The organism is Butyrivibrio sp. YAB3001 (assembly GCF_900112195.1).
Taxonomy (GTDB): Bacteria; Bacillota; Clostridia; order Lachnospirales; family Lachnospiraceae; genus Butyrivibrio.
Window position 1 is genome coordinate 239,719 of the sequence record NZ_FOKR01000003.1, and the last position, 17,479, is coordinate 257,197.

At 39.1% G+C, this 17,479-nt stretch carries 13 protein-coding genes and 1 tRNA gene; 4 read left to right on the plus strand and 10 right to left on the minus strand.

Annotated elements, in window-relative coordinates; genetic code table 11:
* The first annotated feature begins 246 nt into the window (after window positions 1-246).
* Window positions 247-1,212: a TolB family protein gene (locus BM086_RS04520; protein WP_092324087.1), complete on the plus strand. Its 966-nt coding sequence runs from the start codon at window positions 247-249 to the stop codon at window positions 1,210-1,212.
* A gap of 205 nt (window positions 1,213-1,417) precedes the next feature.
* Here BM086_RS04520 and hisA read toward each other — a convergent pair whose 3' ends face one another.
* From hisA to BM086_RS04545, 5 genes are all read right to left on the minus strand, one after another.
* Window positions 1,418-2,224 (minus strand): phosphoribosylformimino-5-aminoimidazole carboxamide ribotide isomerase, encoded by an 807-nt coding sequence (gene hisA, locus BM086_RS04525; protein WP_092324090.1) that lies wholly within the window; start codon window positions 2,222-2,224, stop codon window positions 1,418-1,420.
* Window positions 2,225-2,404: 180 nt separating this feature from the next.
* Entirely contained in the window at window positions 2,405-3,160 is a 756-nt protein-coding gene (gene dapB, locus BM086_RS04530; protein WP_092324093.1) for a 4-hydroxy-tetrahydrodipicolinate reductase, read from the minus strand.
* A 139-nt stretch (window positions 3,161-3,299) separates the two neighbouring features.
* Window positions 3,300-4,187 carry a 4-hydroxy-tetrahydrodipicolinate synthase gene (gene dapA, locus BM086_RS04535; protein ID WP_092324096.1) on the minus strand — a complete coding sequence of 296 codons (888 nt, stop codon included), beginning with the start codon at window positions 4,185-4,187 and terminating at the stop codon, window positions 3,300-3,302.
* 163 nt (window positions 4,188-4,350) lie between these two features.
* Window positions 4,351-5,625, minus strand: a complete 1,275-nt coding sequence (locus BM086_RS04540) for a metallopeptidase TldD-related protein (RefSeq protein ID WP_092324099.1) — start codon at window positions 5,623-5,625, stop codon at window positions 4,351-4,353.
* A gap of 126 nt (window positions 5,626-5,751) precedes the next feature.
* A complete protein-coding gene (locus BM086_RS04545) occupies window positions 5,752-7,188 on the minus strand; it encodes a TldD/PmbA family protein (protein ID WP_092324102.1) in 1,437 nt (478 codons plus the stop codon).
* A gap of 224 nt (window positions 7,189-7,412) precedes the next feature.
* Between BM086_RS04545 and typA the strand changes: the two genes are divergently transcribed.
* Window positions 7,413-9,242 (plus strand): translational GTPase TypA, encoded by a 1,830-nt coding sequence (typA, locus tag BM086_RS04550; RefSeq protein WP_092324105.1) that lies wholly within the window; start codon window positions 7,413-7,415, stop codon window positions 9,240-9,242.
* Window positions 9,243-9,543: 301 nt separating this feature from the next.
* Here typA and BM086_RS04555 read toward each other — a convergent pair whose 3' ends face one another.
* Complete coding sequence (locus BM086_RS04555) at window positions 9,544-10,176, minus strand: YigZ family protein (protein WP_092324107.1); 633 nt, start codon at window positions 10,174-10,176, stop codon at window positions 9,544-9,546.
* Between the two features lie 160 nt (window positions 10,177-10,336).
* Here BM086_RS04555 and BM086_RS04560 point away from each other — a divergent pair, with 160 nt between their 5' ends.
* A complete protein-coding gene (locus BM086_RS04560) occupies window positions 10,337-13,069 on the plus strand; it encodes a transglycosylase domain-containing protein (protein WP_092324110.1) in 2,733 nt (910 codons plus the stop codon).
* Between the two features lie 126 nt (window positions 13,070-13,195).
* On the opposite strand, the gene BM086_RS04565 is transcribed toward BM086_RS04560, so the two are convergent.
* Together BM086_RS04565 and BM086_RS04570 are read right to left on the minus strand one after the other, a co-directional pair.
* The gene (locus BM086_RS04565; protein WP_092324113.1) at window positions 13,196-14,113 is read right to left on the minus strand and encodes a radical SAM protein; all 918 of its coding nucleotides are present in this window, start codon (window positions 14,111-14,113) and stop codon (window positions 13,196-13,198) included.
* On the minus strand, window positions 14,097-15,491 hold the full coding sequence (locus tag BM086_RS04570) for an MATE family efflux transporter (RefSeq protein ID WP_092324116.1): 1,395 nt from the start codon (window positions 15,489-15,491) through the stop codon (window positions 14,097-14,099). The genes BM086_RS04565 and BM086_RS04570 overlap by 17 nt, the downstream gene beginning before the upstream one ends.
* Window positions 15,492-15,880: 389 nt before the next feature.
* On the opposite strand from BM086_RS04570, the gene BM086_RS04575 reads away from it, so the two are divergent.
* A tRNA-Leu gene (locus tag BM086_RS04575) sits at window positions 15,881-15,960 on the plus strand.
* A gap of 234 nt (window positions 15,961-16,194) precedes the next feature.
* On the opposite strand, the gene BM086_RS04580 is transcribed toward BM086_RS04575, so the two are convergent.
* Both BM086_RS04580 and BM086_RS04585 read right to left on the minus strand, forming a co-directional pair.
* The gene (locus BM086_RS04580; protein ID WP_092324119.1) at window positions 16,195-17,307 is read right to left on the minus strand and encodes a tyrosine-type recombinase/integrase; all 1,113 of its coding nucleotides are present in this window, start codon (window positions 17,305-17,307) and stop codon (window positions 16,195-16,197) included.
* Entirely contained in the window at window positions 17,282-17,476 is a 195-nt protein-coding gene (locus tag BM086_RS04585) for a hypothetical protein (RefSeq protein WP_092324122.1), read from the minus strand. Before BM086_RS04585 ends, BM086_RS04580 begins: the two co-directional genes overlap by 26 nt.
* Window positions 17,477-17,479 lie beyond the last annotated feature (3 nt).

Sequence of the window (17,479 nt, forward strand, 5' to 3'; positions counted from 1 at the left end):
ACCAAAATTGAGTAGGATGCAAATTCATATTTTCGCAGTTTTCTTGAATACTATTAAGTCAACACACACCTCTTCCGCAATATTCAGTTGTAGAAACTTAGTAACATATAATAAATTCAAGCGTGAAATATTGATACGAAATTAACCAAAATAAGCGATATTTTTCATATCATAAGATGATTAGCTTTGAGATTTATCTTATAATATCTCACGGCATATAAATGATTATTAAAGAGGGAGAATGATATGTCAAAGATTAAGATTTTTACATGTTTGTTATTAGCAACGCTTGTTCTTGCACAGCCGGTTTCCGCTAAAGCTGCAACTGAATTATCAGGAAAAATGGTATTCCATAATTATTCTTCTTATGATGCTGAGGACAGTAAGCTTTATGTGTATGATTTTTCACTGATGAAGCTTAAATGTATCAGCAAGAACTGGAAGGAAGTAAAGAATCCTATGAATGCAAGGCTTCGCAAAGATGGTAAAGCCATTGTATTTATGGGACAGACAAGACAAGGGGAATGGGACATTTTTGAATATACTTTCAGCAAGTCCAAGCCTGTCAATCTGACAAAAGGAAATGGTCTTGATGACGAGGATCCTAAATACAACGTAAAAGGAAACAAAATTGTATTTAAGCAGAGTAATCCTTCGGGAAAAGGAAGCAGAATTGTACAGTATGACTGCAAGTCCAAGAAACAGACTGTTCTTATTAAAGGTTCAACAGAAAAATCAATGCCTTTCTACAGTAATGACGGAAAGAAAGTTTATTATGTAGAAGGAACAGGGAAAAATATGACCTTAATGGTGGGAAATACCACGGGAAACAAAAAGAAAACAGGTACAGTTCTTTACAAAAAAGCCGGTGTTCAGTCTTACTATCCTATAGCTTCAAAAGATGGTAAATATCTGTATTTTTCTCGCGGCTATAATTCAAAAAACCGTGCTGACCAGATAATACGCTACGACTTAAAAACAGGAAAAACTACTTCTTTAAAATGTAACAGTAAAGGATATGATTGTTCCGATGCCTGCCCTATTTCTTCTGACTATATTATCATCAGCAGTTCAAAGAGCGGTGGAAAAGGCGGATATGACCTTTATCTTGTGAATATCCAAACAGGCAAGATGACAAATCTTAACAAGTACCAGAAAAAAATAAACACATCACTTGAAGAACTCGGATGTGATTATCTTGAAATAAAATAAAGAGCCAAAAGAAGCTGTGAATAAATGATCATTCTCATTTTTCACAGCTTCTTCAATTATTCTTATATCAAATTCAGAAACACGCATTTACTGCGGGTTTCATGTGAATATGCTTCAGTAAGCAAACAAGCCCTTCGACGTAAGTCGACTTTAATCGGCTTGTTTGCTGATATCTTGAATGATTCATTCAAGATATCATGCATTCTCATTCACAAGCTTTTATAACGTCAGCCATTTTAAGATTGCCCCCAAATATATCAAGAGCACTTCCAACCGTAACGTCAACCTTATCATGTCCTATCCTTTTCAGGAGCTTTATATCGTCCAAAGAATGAACTCCGCCCGCATAGGTAACAGGAATCTTGCTCCACGAGCCAAGTATCTTTGCAACGCTCTGCTCAATTCCATTCTGTTTGCCTTCAACATCTGCTGCATGAACCAGAAATTCGTCGCAGTACTCTGACAGTTCATCAAGCGTTTCGTACGATAGCATAACATTAGTCAGCTTCTGCCATCTGTCGGTTACTATCGCATATTTCTGTTCAAGAAGCTTGCCATCGCTTATGGATTCTTCTTCAACCATCTTGCATGATAGATCCAGAACAAGTTTTTCTTTTCCTACAGCTTTAACAAGTTTCTTAAGATTAGTATTATTAATCCGCCCATTTTTAAAGACATAGGAAGTCACAATTACATGACTTGCGCCTGCATCAAGAAACATTTCCGCATTATCAGCAGTGATTCCTCCGCCCACCTGCAAAAGTCCGGGGCATGATTCAAGCGCCATCAGAGCCTGCCTTTTGGTGCTCTCATAATAAGGACTTTCAACAGGATTGAGCATAATAATATGCCCACCTTCAAGCCCTAATTCTCTATACATATTTGCATAAAAAGGGGCTTCTTTAGTGGATGAAAAATTCTCTCGCGCATTATCTCCTTCATCCACAAGACTGCTGCCAATGATCTGCTTAACTTTTCCGTTATGAATATCAATACATGGTCTAAATTTCATGCTTGTCTCCATTACACCAATACAACATTTTGAAGTAAACTTGACCATTTCTATCAACTTGAATATATGTTTCGTTGTCGTAGCCAGCTACTAATCAATCCTTCGACTGCATATATTCAAATTATCAACTAAATACATTCCAGTTACTTCTGCAATGTTGAACTTACACTACTGCCTGGATTACTGTAGCACATCCGCCATATCATACATTCCGGCAGGCTTTCCTGCAAGGAACTTTGCTGCCTGGATTGCGCCTTTTCCAAAGATAGCTCTGGAATAAGCTCTGTGTGAAAGCGTCACAACTTCATCGTGTCCTGCAAAGATAACATCGTGGTCACCAACAATCGTGCCACCTCTTACTGCTGAAATACCGATTTCCTTTTCCGGTCTCTTCATTCTGCGAGTACTTCTGTCATTGACATACTCATATTCATTATCAAGTGATTCATTGATGGCATCAGCAAGAGCAATTGCTGTTCCCGAAGGAGCATCAAGTTTTTGATTGTGATGTTTCTCTACGATTTCAATATCAAAACCAGCAGCAGCAAAAAGAGGTGAAACTTCTTTAAGCACTTTTAAAAGAGCATTAATTCCAACCGACATATTTGCTGACTTAAGAACTGCAACCTTTGTTGAAGCATCTTTTACCTTTGCAAGCTGTTCATCAGAAAGTCCTGTAGAGCAAAGAACTACCGGAATCTGTTTATTCACGCAATGCTCCAAAAGGCCGTCAACAGCAGACGCATTAGAAAAATCCACAATTACATCAGCATCCACATTGCACTCGGAAAGGCTCTTGAAAACTGGAAACTCATAACTGTTTTCGCCAAATGCATCAACACCTGCAACTACTTCAATATTCTCATCTTCTTTTACAAGATCAACAATAACATGTCCCATACGGCCGTTACAGCCATGCATGATCATCTTAACCATCTCAATTTACCCAAGTCCCCAACCTGGGGACTCTTTTCCTTTCAAAATATAGTAAGCTCCATTAGGTATTGCCTGATATCTTTCACTATAGAAATAAACTGTAGCAATCGAAATAATCCAATCGCTACAGTCATAAAATTTACTTCATAAGTCCAAACTTTTTCATTTCTTCTCTAAGAACAGCCTCATGTTCAGGCTCCATCTCAGTAAGCGGAAGGCGCAGTGGGCCTGCCTCAAATCCAATCATCTTAAGCGCACTCTTAACCGGGATAGGATTTACCTCGGAGAAAAGAGCCTTAACAAGTGGAAGTGCTTTAAATTGTAATTCACGCGCTGACTTAAAGTCTCCATCAAGACACTTCTGGCAAATATCATGTGTCTGTCTTGGAGCAACATTTGAAAGCACTGAAATAACGCCCTGTCCGCCAACTGACATGATCGGAACAATTTCATCATCATTGCCTGAATAAAGATCGATACAACCGTCTGCAATCTGCATCATATGAGATGTCTGAGCAATATTTCCTGTTGCATCCTTGATACCAACTATATTCTTGTATTCCTTGCAAAGTTTAACAACTGTCTCAGGAAGGATGTTGCAGCCTGTTCTGCTTGGTACATTATACAAAATAATAGGAATGCTGATAGCATCAGCAACTGCTGAAAAATGTTTGATAAGTCCATTCTGTGTAGCCTTGTTATAATATGGCGTTACTAAAAGTACGCCATCTGCGCCATATTCCTCTGCCAGTTTAGAAAGCTCAACTGCTGTCTCTGTGCAGTTAGAACCGGTACCTGCTATAACAGGGATACGCTTATTTACCTTCTCGATACAGAACTTTACTACATCCATATGTTCTTTTTCGGACATAGTTGCTGCTTCACCGGTAGTACCGCATACTATGATTGCATCAGTCCCATTCTCAATCTGGAACTCGATAAGTCTTGCAAACTCATCGTAATTCACTTCACCATTTTCTTTAAACGGAGTTGCTATTGCCACTCCAGCACCCTTAAAAATTGCCATATACTCCTCCTAAGGAATAACCTAAAAACTACCCAATTATGAAACATAGTACATCCATACTCATAAGACTGTCAACATCAAATCATATTCACATTAATTTCCGTCAAATCCTTAATTAATACGCAGATTAATTAAGCACAGATAATGTTTCATTTAAGCAATCTTATTCAACACCAGCAATTGTAACATTTTCCATCTTAATAATTGATGGAACAAGGAAATTGTCAAACTGCCTCTTTTCCTTGGAAAGTTTAACATTTTTAAGTATTTCCAAAAGACTTCCTGACACTGAGCCTCCGGAAACAGGTGTAACTTTGTCGCCATCATGATAGTAAGCAAGTCTGATCTCACCTGCAAAATCTCCGGTGATCGGATCAACACTGAAATCTGAGAACTCAACAGCTTCCAGATACTGTCCGCATCTAAGTTCTGCCTCAGTAGCGCTTCCACCTTCTACCTCATAGTTTCCGCAAATAAACGAATCCTCAACTCCAAGATAATAAGCAAACTGACGCTCACCCCAATAGCTCTCGGCAATGTTATCCTTTATGACATACATATCTCTTATTGCAGCGCCCTGCTTGTCAACCTGTCTGTTTAAAGAAGAATTTGGAAGTTCTTTTACCAGCTTGAAAGAAATCTTATCTCCCACAGCTCCCGGAATAATATCTTTTCCAACTTCCCAGTCAGAATATCCTCGATACTTCATGCTCACATACATTCTTGTTCCAATCCAGTCATAAATACGTGTAGCATCAGCTGAAGGAATAATGACTGTTGCTTTTCCAAGTGCAGGTGTAGGCTTTGTTACAAGTCTGTCCTTACCGTATCTTAATGTCTCTTCAATTTCTTTTTTAAGGTTTTCGCTATCACATGTACCGGCATTATACATTCTGTAAAGCTCAATCTCATGCTCGTCATTTCTGGCATTTACAACAACTTCAACCATTGAGTTAGGATAGCTTTCTGTTACATCAATACCCTCAGAATTTACATATCTTCTTGTACAGCTCTCAGCAAAGATCTCATAGGAATTGATATCTGCTGTGCTTGTCTCCGGAATCTGCTGCATAGCTTCAATATATGCCTTTGCAGTTTCTTCGGGATTAAAGCTTCTTTTTTCTACTTCAACCTTCTTTTTGTTCAGCTCATAATATGGATTCTTGACAAAAGAAGCTCTCTCATACAGCTCATCAACAGTCTTTTCAATCTCTTTCTCTGTGGCAGTAGGCGGTATTTCCTGAGAAGCGCTTCCAAGAATTTTCCCATCTTCGAGCTTTCTATAAACATTTAATACGATATGCTCAACATCGCGAACTCTGTTCTGATCAAGCTCTTGCTTAATAAAATAGAATTCCCAGCCTTCTGTAACGGTATCTGTAATTTCCCATGCATCGATATTACGGGATTTTAATATTTCAATTATCTTATCAGTCATCGTTTTCTCTTTCTCCGACACCAAACAATAATCATGTAGTGCCGGCTATTATTCAAATTTTTATGATGTAAAGATCAAAAGTGATGTCACATTCCACGGGTACATTCTTTTCCCAATGGCATCATTTTAACCAAGTCTTGCAACTGCCTTAAGATATGGGCCACCATCGGAAACCTTGACCCATTCTTTGTGTCCTTTTCCGCAAGCGCCTGAGCCAAAAGATACATAATCTTTACTTACCATAGAAATAGAGCCAAGAAGATCCGGAACATAACCGGTCATAACTACAGGCGCAACTACCTTTCCTGTCAATTTACCGTCAATGATCTCATATCCTCTTGCTACGATACACTGAATTCCCCAATGTTTTGGATCTTCCATACCTGAATACATTCCGGATAAAAGATATCCCTTTTTGACAGAAGCGATCATCTCTTCCTTAGTGCTTTCGCCGCTGTCAAACATTGTATTTGTCATTCTTGTGTAAACCTTGTGCTCGAAGTTCTCACGCTTACCATTGCCTGTAGGTTCAACGCCAAGTCTAAGAGCTGCCAAAGCATCGCAGACACCAGTCTTTAAGATTCCCTTATCTATCTCGATAACATCACCTGCAAGAGTTCCTTCATCATCAAATGCATAGCTTGCTACATCCTCAACACACTTTGCTCCCTCATGCATGGTAACCATATCAGAGCCAACTCGCTTGTCAATGTACTCTGCGCCAAGAGCTCTCTTTTTCACAAACATATCCATCTCTACGCCATGGCCAAAAGCTTCATGGGCGATAAGTCCGGAAACCTCAGGAGTTGTAATGATCTCATATTCGCCGGGCTCAACATGTTCACTGTCAAGGTTGTCAAGAAGTTCCTTGCAGGTCTTTTTAACCAGTTCTTCGTACTCGTCAAAAAGAGCAGGTCCTTTTCTTCCTGAAAGGCCGTTATACGCCATATCATTCTTGCCATTCTTAACGCCGATGACTGAAAGACCACCCTCTGAAATAACATAACTCTGACGAAGATCTCTGTTTGCAGTTAAAAACATCTTGCATACATGTGTAGACTGAGCAGAAATGTTACAGTCGATCACATATTCTGAAGATGCCTTTCCCTCGTCACTAAACTTCTGAAGTTTTTGTAAAAGAGCGTCTAAATCTGTCTCCTCAGGCATGGAATCGGTTTCCATTTCAACAAAAAGCTCCTGCTTTTCATCCGCAAGCTTTTTTGTGTTATATATCTTACTGTCTGTAGCCTTTAATACAGATAACTGTCTATCCAATATCTTCCTTATTTTATCTGCCATTTCGACTGCCTTGTCACAATCAAAAATGTTAAAGGAGTACTCGCTGTAAAGTCCATCCTTATAAACTCTGACCACATTTCCTCTCTCAGACATCAATGTGCTGTTGCCTCTTATTGACTTTACCTTCTGTGATGCACTCATGGTAAAACCAACTGAATCTGTTGCCAGGACGCTTACATAATCAAAGCTCTTATCAAGCTCTGCGATAAGCTTTTTTAATCCCGGAGCAATTGTATTTAAGTATTCTGAAAATTTTGCCTTCATTGTACTGCTCCCCTTTCAACTTTTAATATTCACGAACGCTCTAATTATATTCTATGAGAAAAGAACTTACAACGAAAAAGTGCGTAAATAAGGGAATTATTGCCAATTTGCATAATAATTATATGTATGGTAAAAAAGTAGTTGAACTCAAAAAAAATGCGTGCTATACTTTCGTAGTTTGAAAATTGGATGTGTTTTTTCTATATTAAGGAGACAAAAGATTTATGAAGCAGACTAGAAATGATGTAAGGAACGTTGCTATTATTGCCCATGTTGACCATGGTAAAACAACTCTTGTAGATGGACTTTTGAGACAGAGCGGAGTTTTCCGTGCTGGTCAGGAAGTTGTTGAGCGTGTTATGGATTCCGGCGATATTGAAAAAGAGCGCGGAATTACTATCATGTCTAAGAATACAGCTATCACATATAAAGACATTAAGATCAATGTCATCGATACTCCCGGCCATGCTGATTTCGGTGGTGAGGTTGAGCGTGTACTTAAGATGGTTAACGGCGTTATCCTTGTAGTTGACGCCTTTGAAGGACCTATGCCACAGACCAAATTCGTTCTTGGAAAAGCAATGGATCTTGGACTTCCTGTAATCGTATGTGTCAACAAGATTGACAGACCTGAAGCAAGACCTAAGGAAGTTATCGACGAAGTTCTTGAGCTTTTGATGGACCTTGGTGCAGATGACAACCAGCTTGATTGCCCATTCGTATTTGCATCAGCAAAAGCTGGTACTTCTTCCCTTTCAATTGAAGAACAGGGCACAGATATGAAGCCTCTTCTTGACACTATCATTAACTACATCCCTGCTCCTGTAGGTGATCCTGAGTCAAGCACACAGGTTCTTATCAGTACAATCGACTACAACGAATATGTTGGTCGTATCGGTGTAGGTAAGGTTGATAACGGCATTGTTAAGGTTAACCAGGAAGTTGTTGTTGTTAACCACCATGAGCCAGAAAGACGTATCAAGACTAAGATCAGCAAGCTCTATGAGTATGACGGACTTGGAAGAGTTGAAGTTCAGGAAGCTAAGATTGGTTCAATCGTTGCTATTTCAGGTATCGAAGACCTTAAGATCGGTGACACACTTTGCTCAGTAGATAACCAGGTTGCTATTCCTTTCCAAAAGATCTCTGAGCCTACTATTTCAATGAACTTTATCGTAAACGACTCTCCTCTCGCAGGTCAGGAAGGTAAATATGTAACTTCCCGTCATCTCCGCGACAGACTTTACAGAGAGCTTAATACTGACGTATCTCTTCGTGTAGAAGATACAGATACAACTGAGACATTCAAGGTTTCCGGCCGTGGTGAGCTTCACCTTTCAGTTCTTATCGAGACAATGCGCCGTGAAGGTTTTGAATTTGCAGTAAGTAAAGCAGAAGTTATTTATCATACAGATGAAGCAGGCCATAAGCTTGAGCCTATGGAGAAGTGCTACATCGATGTTCCTGATGAATTCTCCGGAAGCGTTATCCAGAAGCTCGGTGAAAGAAAGGGTGAACTTGTAAACATGGGTGCCGGAAACGGTGGTTATACACGTCTTGAGTTCAACATCCCTTCACGTGGACTTATCGGATACAGAGGCGAGTTCATGACAGATACAAAGGGTAACGGTATTATCAATACTATCTTTGATGGATATGCTCCTTACAAGGGAGATATGAACTATCGTAAGACTGGTTCAGTTATCGCATTCGAGACAGGTGAAGCTACAGCATATGGTCTTTTCAATGCTCAGGACAGAGGTCAGCTCTTCGTCAAGACAGGTGATAAGGTTTACTCAGGAATGGTTATCGGAACAAGCGGAAAGAGCGAAGATGTAGAAGTTAATGTCTGCAAGACAAAGCACCTTACAAACACAAGAACATCATCTTCTGATGAAGCACTTCGTCTCGTTCCACCAAGAATCATGTCACTTGAGCAGTGCATCGAATTCATTGATACTGACGAACTTTTGGAGGTAACACCTACAAGCCTTCGTATCAGAAAGAGAATTCTTGATCCTACACTCCGTAAGAGAGCAAGCTTCAAGAAGTGATAATGCCTTTAGTAATGCCTTTAGGACGCAGGTGATGAGATGGGGCTGGAACAATAGCTCTGCTCACTTCTCCTCGTCGTGATTTACATAACTTAAAAGCGAATGGATGTCTTCTTTCGCGCTGCTCAAAGCAGAAGACATCCATTCGCTTTTTCGTTTCGTAAATCATCTTCCTCGTGCGAATGATTCGCATTTCTATTGTTTCCAGCCACCTCACACCACCTGCTGTCTAACGCGAGAGCTTGTAGATGAATAGTCTATTATATTCCATAAATCTAATTCTGTGATAATACGAAATATGTCATAAAAGGTAGTAGTCTTTGTCCCCTTCGATGATAGTGATCTGTCCTTCACATTTTTGGGTGAGACCGTCTGTTATGCGGGATACATCATTTTCTTTTACACAGATATCAAATTCAACATCGGCTTCATAACGCGAATCGGAGATGTTGATTTCATTTTGCGAAAGATAATACTGCACGTTGTTAATCATGTTGTAGTTAACTTTGAGTGTTAGCTTTCTGGCAAGTACCATCTCCCCTATTTCAGAAGAAGCAAGTGCCGCCTGTGCGGACTGGGTATAGGCTCTTACAAGACCTCCTGTTCCAAGGAGCACTCCGCCAAAATATCTTGTTACTATAATAAGAGTGTTGGTCACTCCTGCGCCGTTTATCACTTCCAGAATTGGTTTTCCGGCAGTTCCTGAAGGTTCTCCATTATCACTGCATTTGGTATTTTCACCATTTACACCGATCACGTAAGCATAGCAGTTATGCCTTGCATCCCAGTATTCTTTACTGATCTTAGCAATGATTTCTTCCGCCTGCTGCTGACTCTCTACTGAAAAGACATTTGCAATAAACCTGGATTTCTTTTCAACAATCTCTCCTGTTCCATTTTCTATGATTACTCTGTATGACTCTCTCTTACTCATAACACCCGGTCTTTCTTAAATATCATTATCTAAGGAAATGTGAAGCACAGTCACATATTATCCTATTATCCAATACCTTCATTGTATCATAGAATTTCCCAAATTCGGGCTTTAGTGGTATAATTACTTAGTTTAATCAGAATTAAAGTGAGGTTTTTATATGAATTACGGGAAAAGAGGCGTTGTTGAGCAGGCAAGAGCTCTCAACTCCGGAACCAATAAATGGGGCAAAAAAATAAGTCTTTTCGGATTTTATATCATACTTGCTCTTATGTTTGCTGTAGTCATCATAGGCACAAGCGCAGGAATAGGCGTATTTAACGGCATCAGAGATACTGCTCCCAGCATATCGAACATAAACGTTACACCAAAGGGCTTTTCAACCTTCGTTTATGACACGGACGGCAATCAAATAGCCAAGCTGGTCTCAACTGACTCAAACCGTATCCCTGTATCATGGGATATGATTCCTGAAAATCTTGCCCATGCTTTTGTTGCTATCGAGGATGAGCGATTCTACGAGCATAACGGTATTGATATTCAAGGTATCATAAGAGCCGGTATTGTAGGTCTTACTTCAGGTCATTTCTCCGAAGGTGCAAGTACTATTACTCAGCAGCTCCTTAAGAACAATGTTTTTTCCGGTTGGACTAATGAGAGTAAGCTTCAGAGTGTAAAGCGTAAGATTCAGGAACAATATCTTGCAATTCAGCTTGAAAAGACAATGTCTAAGGAAGAAATCCTTTTGAACTACATGAACACTATCAACCTTGGTTCTAACACACTTGGTGTTCAGGCTGCTTCACTTAGATACTTTAACAAGTCTGTAAGCGAGCTTTCACTTTCAGAATGTGCTGTAATTGCTGCTATCACACAGAACCCAAGCAGATTCAATCCTATTACACATCCTGACAAGAACTCCGTAAGACGTCAAAAAGTTCTTGACCATATGCTCAAACATAACTTTATAACTCAGATTGAGTATGATCAGGCATCTTCTGACGACGTATATTCACGTATTCAGAATGTCAATCAGGAAACCGGCGGCGATACAACTATCAATTCATACTTTGTAGATGCTCTCACCAATGATATCCTTGCTGATCTTATTGAAGCAGGATATAACGAGACTCAGGCTTACACTCTTTTATATAGTGGCGGTCTTAAGATTTACTCAACTCAGAATCCTAAGATTCAGGCAATCTGCGACGACGTATTTAGTAATGAAGAGAATTACCCTGCCGGAACCAAATATCTTTTGAGCTATGAATTATCTGTTAAATCCTCTGATGGCACAGTAACAAATCATAGCACAGAGATGTTCCAGACATATTTTAAGAATAAGAATTCCAGTTTTAACCTGCTCTTTTCTTCCCATGAAGATGCAGAAGCTGCTATCGAAGAATACAAAGCTGCCGTTATGGCTGATGGTGATACCGTACTTGGCGAAAAGTACAATCTCCTTCCTCAGCCTCAGGTTTCCATTACAGTTGAAGAGCAGAGCACAGGCTATATTGTAGCAATGGTTGGTGGTCGCGGTCAGAAAACTGCAAGCCGTACCTTCAACAGAGCGACCGACGCCTATCGTCAGCCAGGTTCCACTTATAAGGTTCTTTCAACCTATGCTCCCGGTATTGACAGCGCAGGTCTTACACTGGCTACAGTATTTAACGATGCCCCTTATGCCTACGAAGACGGAACTCTTGTAAAGAACTGGTGGGGAGCTGAGTATCGTGGCCTTAATACTGTAAGAACTGCCATAAAGGATTCCATGAACGTTATCGCAGTTGAAGCCATAACACTTATCACTCCTCAGCTTGCTTTCGATTACCTCAAGAACTTCGGATTTACAACATTAACAGATGGTGTATACATAAATGGCAAATATTACTCAGATGTTCAGCAGTCAACAGCTCTTGGCGGTCTTACCTACGGTGTTAAGAACTATGAATTAAATGCAGCTTATGCTGCTATAGCAAATGGTGGTGTCTACATCGAACCCAAACTTTACACCAAAGTTGTCGATCATGATGGAAATGTAATCCTTGACAATACAGAAGCAAAAGCAAAACGAATCATTAAAGAAACCACTGCATTCCTTCTCACAAGCGCAATGCAAGACGTTGTTACCTCCGGAACCGGTGGATCAGTTAATTTCGGAACAACACAGATTGCCGGTAAAACAGGTACAACATCCGATTACAAGGATGTTTGGTTTGCAGGATATACCAATTACTATACAGCAACAACATGGACCGGTTATGATAACTACGTCAGCATGAAGGATTCCGCTGAGAAGAACCTTTCAAAGACCATGTGGAGAAAAGTAATGGCACGAATCCATGAAGATCTGCCTTACTCTTCCTTCTCAGTTCCTGAAGGAATCGTAACTGCAACAGTATGTTCAAGATCCGGCAAACAGCCAATTGAAGGTCTCTGCAACGGCACGCTTATGAGTGAATACTTTGAAGAGGGAACTGTCCCTACTGAGAGTTGTGACGTGCACTACGCCGGAACAATGTGTGCAATTGACGGATGTCCTGCCACGGAGTACTGCCCATTCAAAACAGCCGGTGTATTTGAACTCACTCCGGAAGTTCCACCGGCTCTTCAATCCGGATTTGTCAATTACACTCCGACAAATTCAGCATATACTACTGTAACCGACGAAAACGGTAACGAAACCCGTGTGCTTAATACCTGTCACCATACGTTAGAGTTCATGGTTCAGCCTGGTATTGATCAGATAATCGCAGCAGAACAGGCATCAGCTATAGCAGCTGCCCAGCCAGTGGCAGAACAGCCACAGACTACTGAAGCGCCTGCCGCTCCACAACCTTCCGAAGAATCTGTTGTAAATGAAGTATCAGAAGATGTTTCTGCAGGAAACTAAGAAATAAATAGCAATAAATAAAAAAGATTGCCAGTGTGATATGATGTCTGATATGATGTCGCACCGGCAATCTTTTTTATTTTCAATATTCAGTAAATCCATCAAAGTATGATTAGTGTAGCCGTTTTATACTCCTTCACAGTCAAAATTAGGTATAAAACTTTCTTTTGCAGTTTCGCCCACTTGCATATAGCCATTTTTTACCCCAATTTCAGCTGAATAATCTATTAGGCTGTCATACTCCCTTTTAGTAACTTTGCGGTCTATTTCAGGGTAATTTTCCAATTCTCCGTTGGGCGTGAACTGATTCATAAGGCTGATATAAATTCTGTCACCATATTTGCCATACAAATACTTAACTATAAGCTTAGCCTGGATAAGCATTCCCGGAATCAATAGATGCCTTACTACAACGCCCTTTTGCAGGATATTCTCATCACCATTATGTGTCTCAAATATACATTCAGGGCATTGCCTTACCATTTCGTCAATAGCATCCTTTGCTGCTTCCACATACCCTTTTGCCCTGCTGTACTTTATCGCATCCTGTTCTCTTATATATTTCATATCAGGCAGATAAATATCGATAAGGCCATCAAGGCTCTTCACCGCATCCAGCGAAAGATATGACGACGTATTAAACAAAAACGGGATCCCTATTCCTCTGTCTTTTGCCCTTTCGATGGCAATTCTTATCGAAGGAATAAACATATCACCCGTCACAAGATTTATGTTATTTGCCCCTTTATCTTCCAGTTCAAAGAATATATCCGTGAGCCTGTCAATCGTGATTTCTTTGAACGTTTCTCCTCTGCTTATCTTTTTATTCTGGCAAAAGACACATCCCATATTGCAGCCTGAAAAGAAAACCGTTCCCGAACCATTCATTCCTGAAATACATGGTTCTTCCCACATATGAAGCGCTGCCCTGCTGACATGAAGCTCACTTTTTTCATTACAAAAGCCCTGTTTTTCGTACCTGTTTACTCTGCATTTTCTCGGGCATAATTCGCAACAGGCATACTCATCAATTTGTCTTTTCATACTTTGTTCCGATATGATGCTTTATCACATAATAAAAATAATAAATAAAGAAAAGAACTGAAGTAGTTATCCACGTAATTGGATAACTTGCCTCTACTGTCTCAATTGTTCTGTGCTGCGGGAATACCAGCAGTATCCATGACACTCTTAACAGGCATATGCCACTTAAAGTAATGAGCATTGGAACAAGTGCCGTTCCCATTCCCCTAAGCACTCCTGACAATATCTCAACTGCAATATAGGTCACATAAAATGGTGCAAGGAATTTTATCATCTGAACGCCAATGCTTATAACATTGGCATCATCGACAAATATATAAAGAAATACTTTTCCCCAGAAATATAAAATTGCGCTCAAAGGTGTAGTAATAACCGCCGCTATGAAGAACGCCTGCCTTGTGCTGTTCCTGACTCTTGAGTATTTGCCGGCTCCATAATTTTGCCCCGCAAAAGTTGTTGCTGCTGTTCCCAGGGAACTGATCGTCATCCAGAATAGTACATCTATTTTTCCATACGCCGCCCATGCTGCCGTAGCATCTTTTCCAAACTCATTGATGGACGCCTGAATAAGCACGTTGGAAAGAGTGTACATTGTACTCTGAACTCCCGCGGGTAAACCTATGCTGATGATTCTCTTCAGCATTCCCGGGTCAATCCTTATCTCTTTTAAGATAAGTTTATAGGAATCATTGCTTCTCATAAGCATGATCACTACTATCACCGCGCTTATAAGCTGACAGATAACCGTCGCCACAGCTACACCCATAACGCCCTGAGTTATTCCCTGCTTGCCCATTCCAAGCACGATAACAAAGAATATATCAAGGAAAATATTTACAAAGCAGCTGATAATAAGCACTATAAGCGGTCTTCTTGAATCCCCTATGGCACGTAGAATTCCTGCGCCCATATTGTAAACAAGGTTTGCCACCATACCAATGAAATATATCCTCAAATAAGCCGTAGAAGCCTCTATAACTTCCTTAGGCGTCTTCATAACATCAATAATCCATGATGATATAAAAAGCCCTATAATCGTTATAATAATGCCTCCTGAGATAGCAATCGCAATCGCAGTATGCACCGCCTTCTTGACTTCATCTTTCCTTCCAGCTCCGTAAAACTGCGCTATTACAACCGTTGCTCCGGATGACAATCCCATAAAAAATCCCACAAAAAGATTAACAACCATAGCTGCCGATCCGCCAACTGCCGCAAGTCCATCACTTCCAACCGCTCTTCCAACAATTACAGCATCAACTGTATTATAAAACTGCTGAAAGAACGCTCCCAAAAGCAGAGCCCAGAAATAGATCAGCATATTCTTCCAGATTGGACCTTCAACAATACTATTTGTTTTATTTACACTCTGTTTCATTTTCACTTTAATACCTTTTAGACTTAATCACATCATCTCAAACAACATTGGTATTTGACAAATGGCATTTACTAGATCACCATCTCACGAAACGCGCATCACAGCGGCATTTATGTCAAAGGCGTAATAACTTTTACTATAGTTGCCCCATACATTGCCACTCTGCAAAGATTGTATTATATCAGTTTTCCATATTAAAATGCAACGAATGATTTACATCGGATAATGTTTGAATATTGATTGAATGTTTAGCATAAGTGAAATTTATCTTTACACTTCAATATTAAATGTTTGCTGAATGCTGAATGTTTTGCAAAAAAGTGCTTGCATGAAAGTCATAATATCTGTATAATCAACTTGTTGTCGCTCTTACAGAGTGATTAACAAATGCGGATATGGCGGAATTGGCAGACGCGCTGGATTTAGGTTCCAGTGGGCGACCGTGCAGGTTCAAGTCCTGTTATCCGCACTAGATTTTATCAAGGTTTATCAAGTTATTTGATAAACCTTTTTTTATATTCTAATCCAGATATGACGCATATTTGAATAACATTTAATCTTTTTATCTTGTTCTGTCTTATTACATATATTTTTAAAAAATCACCCCACAAAAGACAACTATGTGATACAAAATGTGATATTTTGTGTGATAGTCAAATATAGATAAAATCTAGCTTTGCACCTTTTTTAACTCCTGCTGCCATTATGATGTTATTATTTTTACATTGTTCATTGCTGCTATCTTATTCTCTTTCATAACCCTAGTGTATAGATTCAAGGTTATAGATATATCTTTATGTCCTAACAATTCAGATAAAATTTTAAAATCCTGCGGTCTTTGCTCTATAAATCTTGTAGCAAATGTTACTCTAAACGCATGGCAAGTGAACTTTTTAATATCTATTGCCTTGCAGATTCTTTTTATTTCTCTATTTGCCGTATATTCTCGCAATAATTCCCCTTCGCCACTTTTAAAAAGCGTATCTGTCCAATCTAAGCCAAAAAGCATATTATTTAACTCTTTTTGTCTTTTGATTATTTGTTTTAAATCTGGTGTTATCGGTATATCTCTATTTCCAGAATATGTTTTTGTATCATCACCAATAATATAATTTCCGTAAATATCCCTTGTGATCGTTCGCCTTATGTGAATAAAATCATTGTCTATATCTGTTAAATATAACGCCCCTATTTCACCAATACGCATTCCCGTTAATATCATCAGTTTAAAAACATTTAAATATATACTATTTCTTTCATCTGCTGCCTTAAAAAATTGTAATGATTCTTTTTCGCTCAATGCTCTATGTTTATTTTCTGCGATTGGTGCAGATTCTCTTTTTAATTTCTTCAATGCCTTGCAAGGATTTTTAGAAATAGTTTCATCTAGCAAAGCACATTCAAAAACATGATTTAAATGTGCAAAGCAGATATTTAAGTTTTCCGGTGTTTTTTCATCTTCTATCAAAGATTGTCTTGCGGTTTCTATATCTCTTCTAGTTATATCTTTTATCTTTAATTCTCCAAATAATTTACTATTTTCCATTTCAACATTTGATATTATCTTAAATTGTGACTTTTGCGCTCTTATGGTTGCCGGTCTTTGCTCCTTTAATCGTAATTCTGTGAAATAATCATAATATTGATTTAATGTTGGATTTTCGTGTTTTTGTGTTCCTTCTTCAAGTTCTTTTCGCTTTTGTGTTACCTTCTCAACTAGTTCTTTCTGGTCTTTTCCATAAACATAATATCTTTTCCCTTCATACATGAATGTTTTTCTATAATATCCATTAATTGTTTTCTTTTGCCTTGCCATTTGTTTTATTCCACCTATCAAATTCTTTTTTAAATTGCCTATATAAATTTAAATCTTCTCTATCTGGTCTTTGTTCAATGAATCTTGTTATTATCTCATTTCTTCCTACATCATTTACCCCCAGATACAACAAAAAACCATTAAACATATTTATTAACTTTTTTTCCATTTT

Bases quoted from the DNA above. Each gene is read 5' to 3' on its own strand.
- BM086_RS04560 (WP_092324110.1), top strand. From the start codon at position 10,337: ATGAATTACGGGAAAAGAGGCGTTGTTGAGCAGGCAAGAGCTCTCAAC.
- BM086_RS04540 (WP_092324099.1), bottom strand. From the start codon at position 5,625: ATGACTGATAAGATAATTGAAATATTAAAATCCCGTAATATCGATGCA.
- typA (WP_092324105.1), top strand. From the start codon at position 7,413: ATGAAGCAGACTAGAAATGATGTAAGGAACGTTGCTATTATTGCCCAT.
- BM086_RS04545 (WP_092324102.1), bottom strand. From the start codon at position 7,188: ATGAAGGCAAAATTTTCAGAATACTTAAATACAATTGCTCCGGGATTA.
- BM086_RS04570 (WP_092324116.1), bottom strand. From the start codon at position 15,491: ATGAAACAGAGTGTAAATAAAACAAATAGTATTGTTGAAGGTCCAATC.
- dapB (WP_092324093.1), bottom strand. From the start codon at position 3,160: ATGGTTAAGATGATCATGCATGGCTGTAACGGCCGTATGGGACATGTT.
- BM086_RS04520 (WP_092324087.1), top strand. From the start codon at position 247: ATGTCAAAGATTAAGATTTTTACATGTTTGTTATTAGCAACGCTTGTT.
- dapA (WP_092324096.1), bottom strand. From the start codon at position 4,187: ATGGCAATTTTTAAGGGTGCTGGAGTGGCAATAGCAACTCCGTTTAAA.
- BM086_RS04585 (WP_092324122.1), bottom strand. From the start codon at position 17,476: ATGGAAAAAAAGTTAATAAATATGTTTAATGGTTTTTTGTTGTATCTG.
- BM086_RS04565 (WP_092324113.1), bottom strand. From the start codon at position 14,113: ATGAAAAGACAAATTGATGAGTATGCCTGTTGCGAATTATGCCCGAGA.
- BM086_RS04580 (WP_092324119.1), bottom strand. From the start codon at position 17,307: ATGGCAAGGCAAAAGAAAACAATTAATGGATATTATAGAAAAACATTC.
- hisA (WP_092324090.1), bottom strand. From the start codon at position 2,224: ATGAAATTTAGACCATGTATTGATATTCATAACGGAAAAGTTAAGCAG.
- BM086_RS04555 (WP_092324107.1), bottom strand. From the start codon at position 10,176: ATGAGTAAGAGAGAGTCATACAGAGTAATCATAGAAAATGGAACAGGA.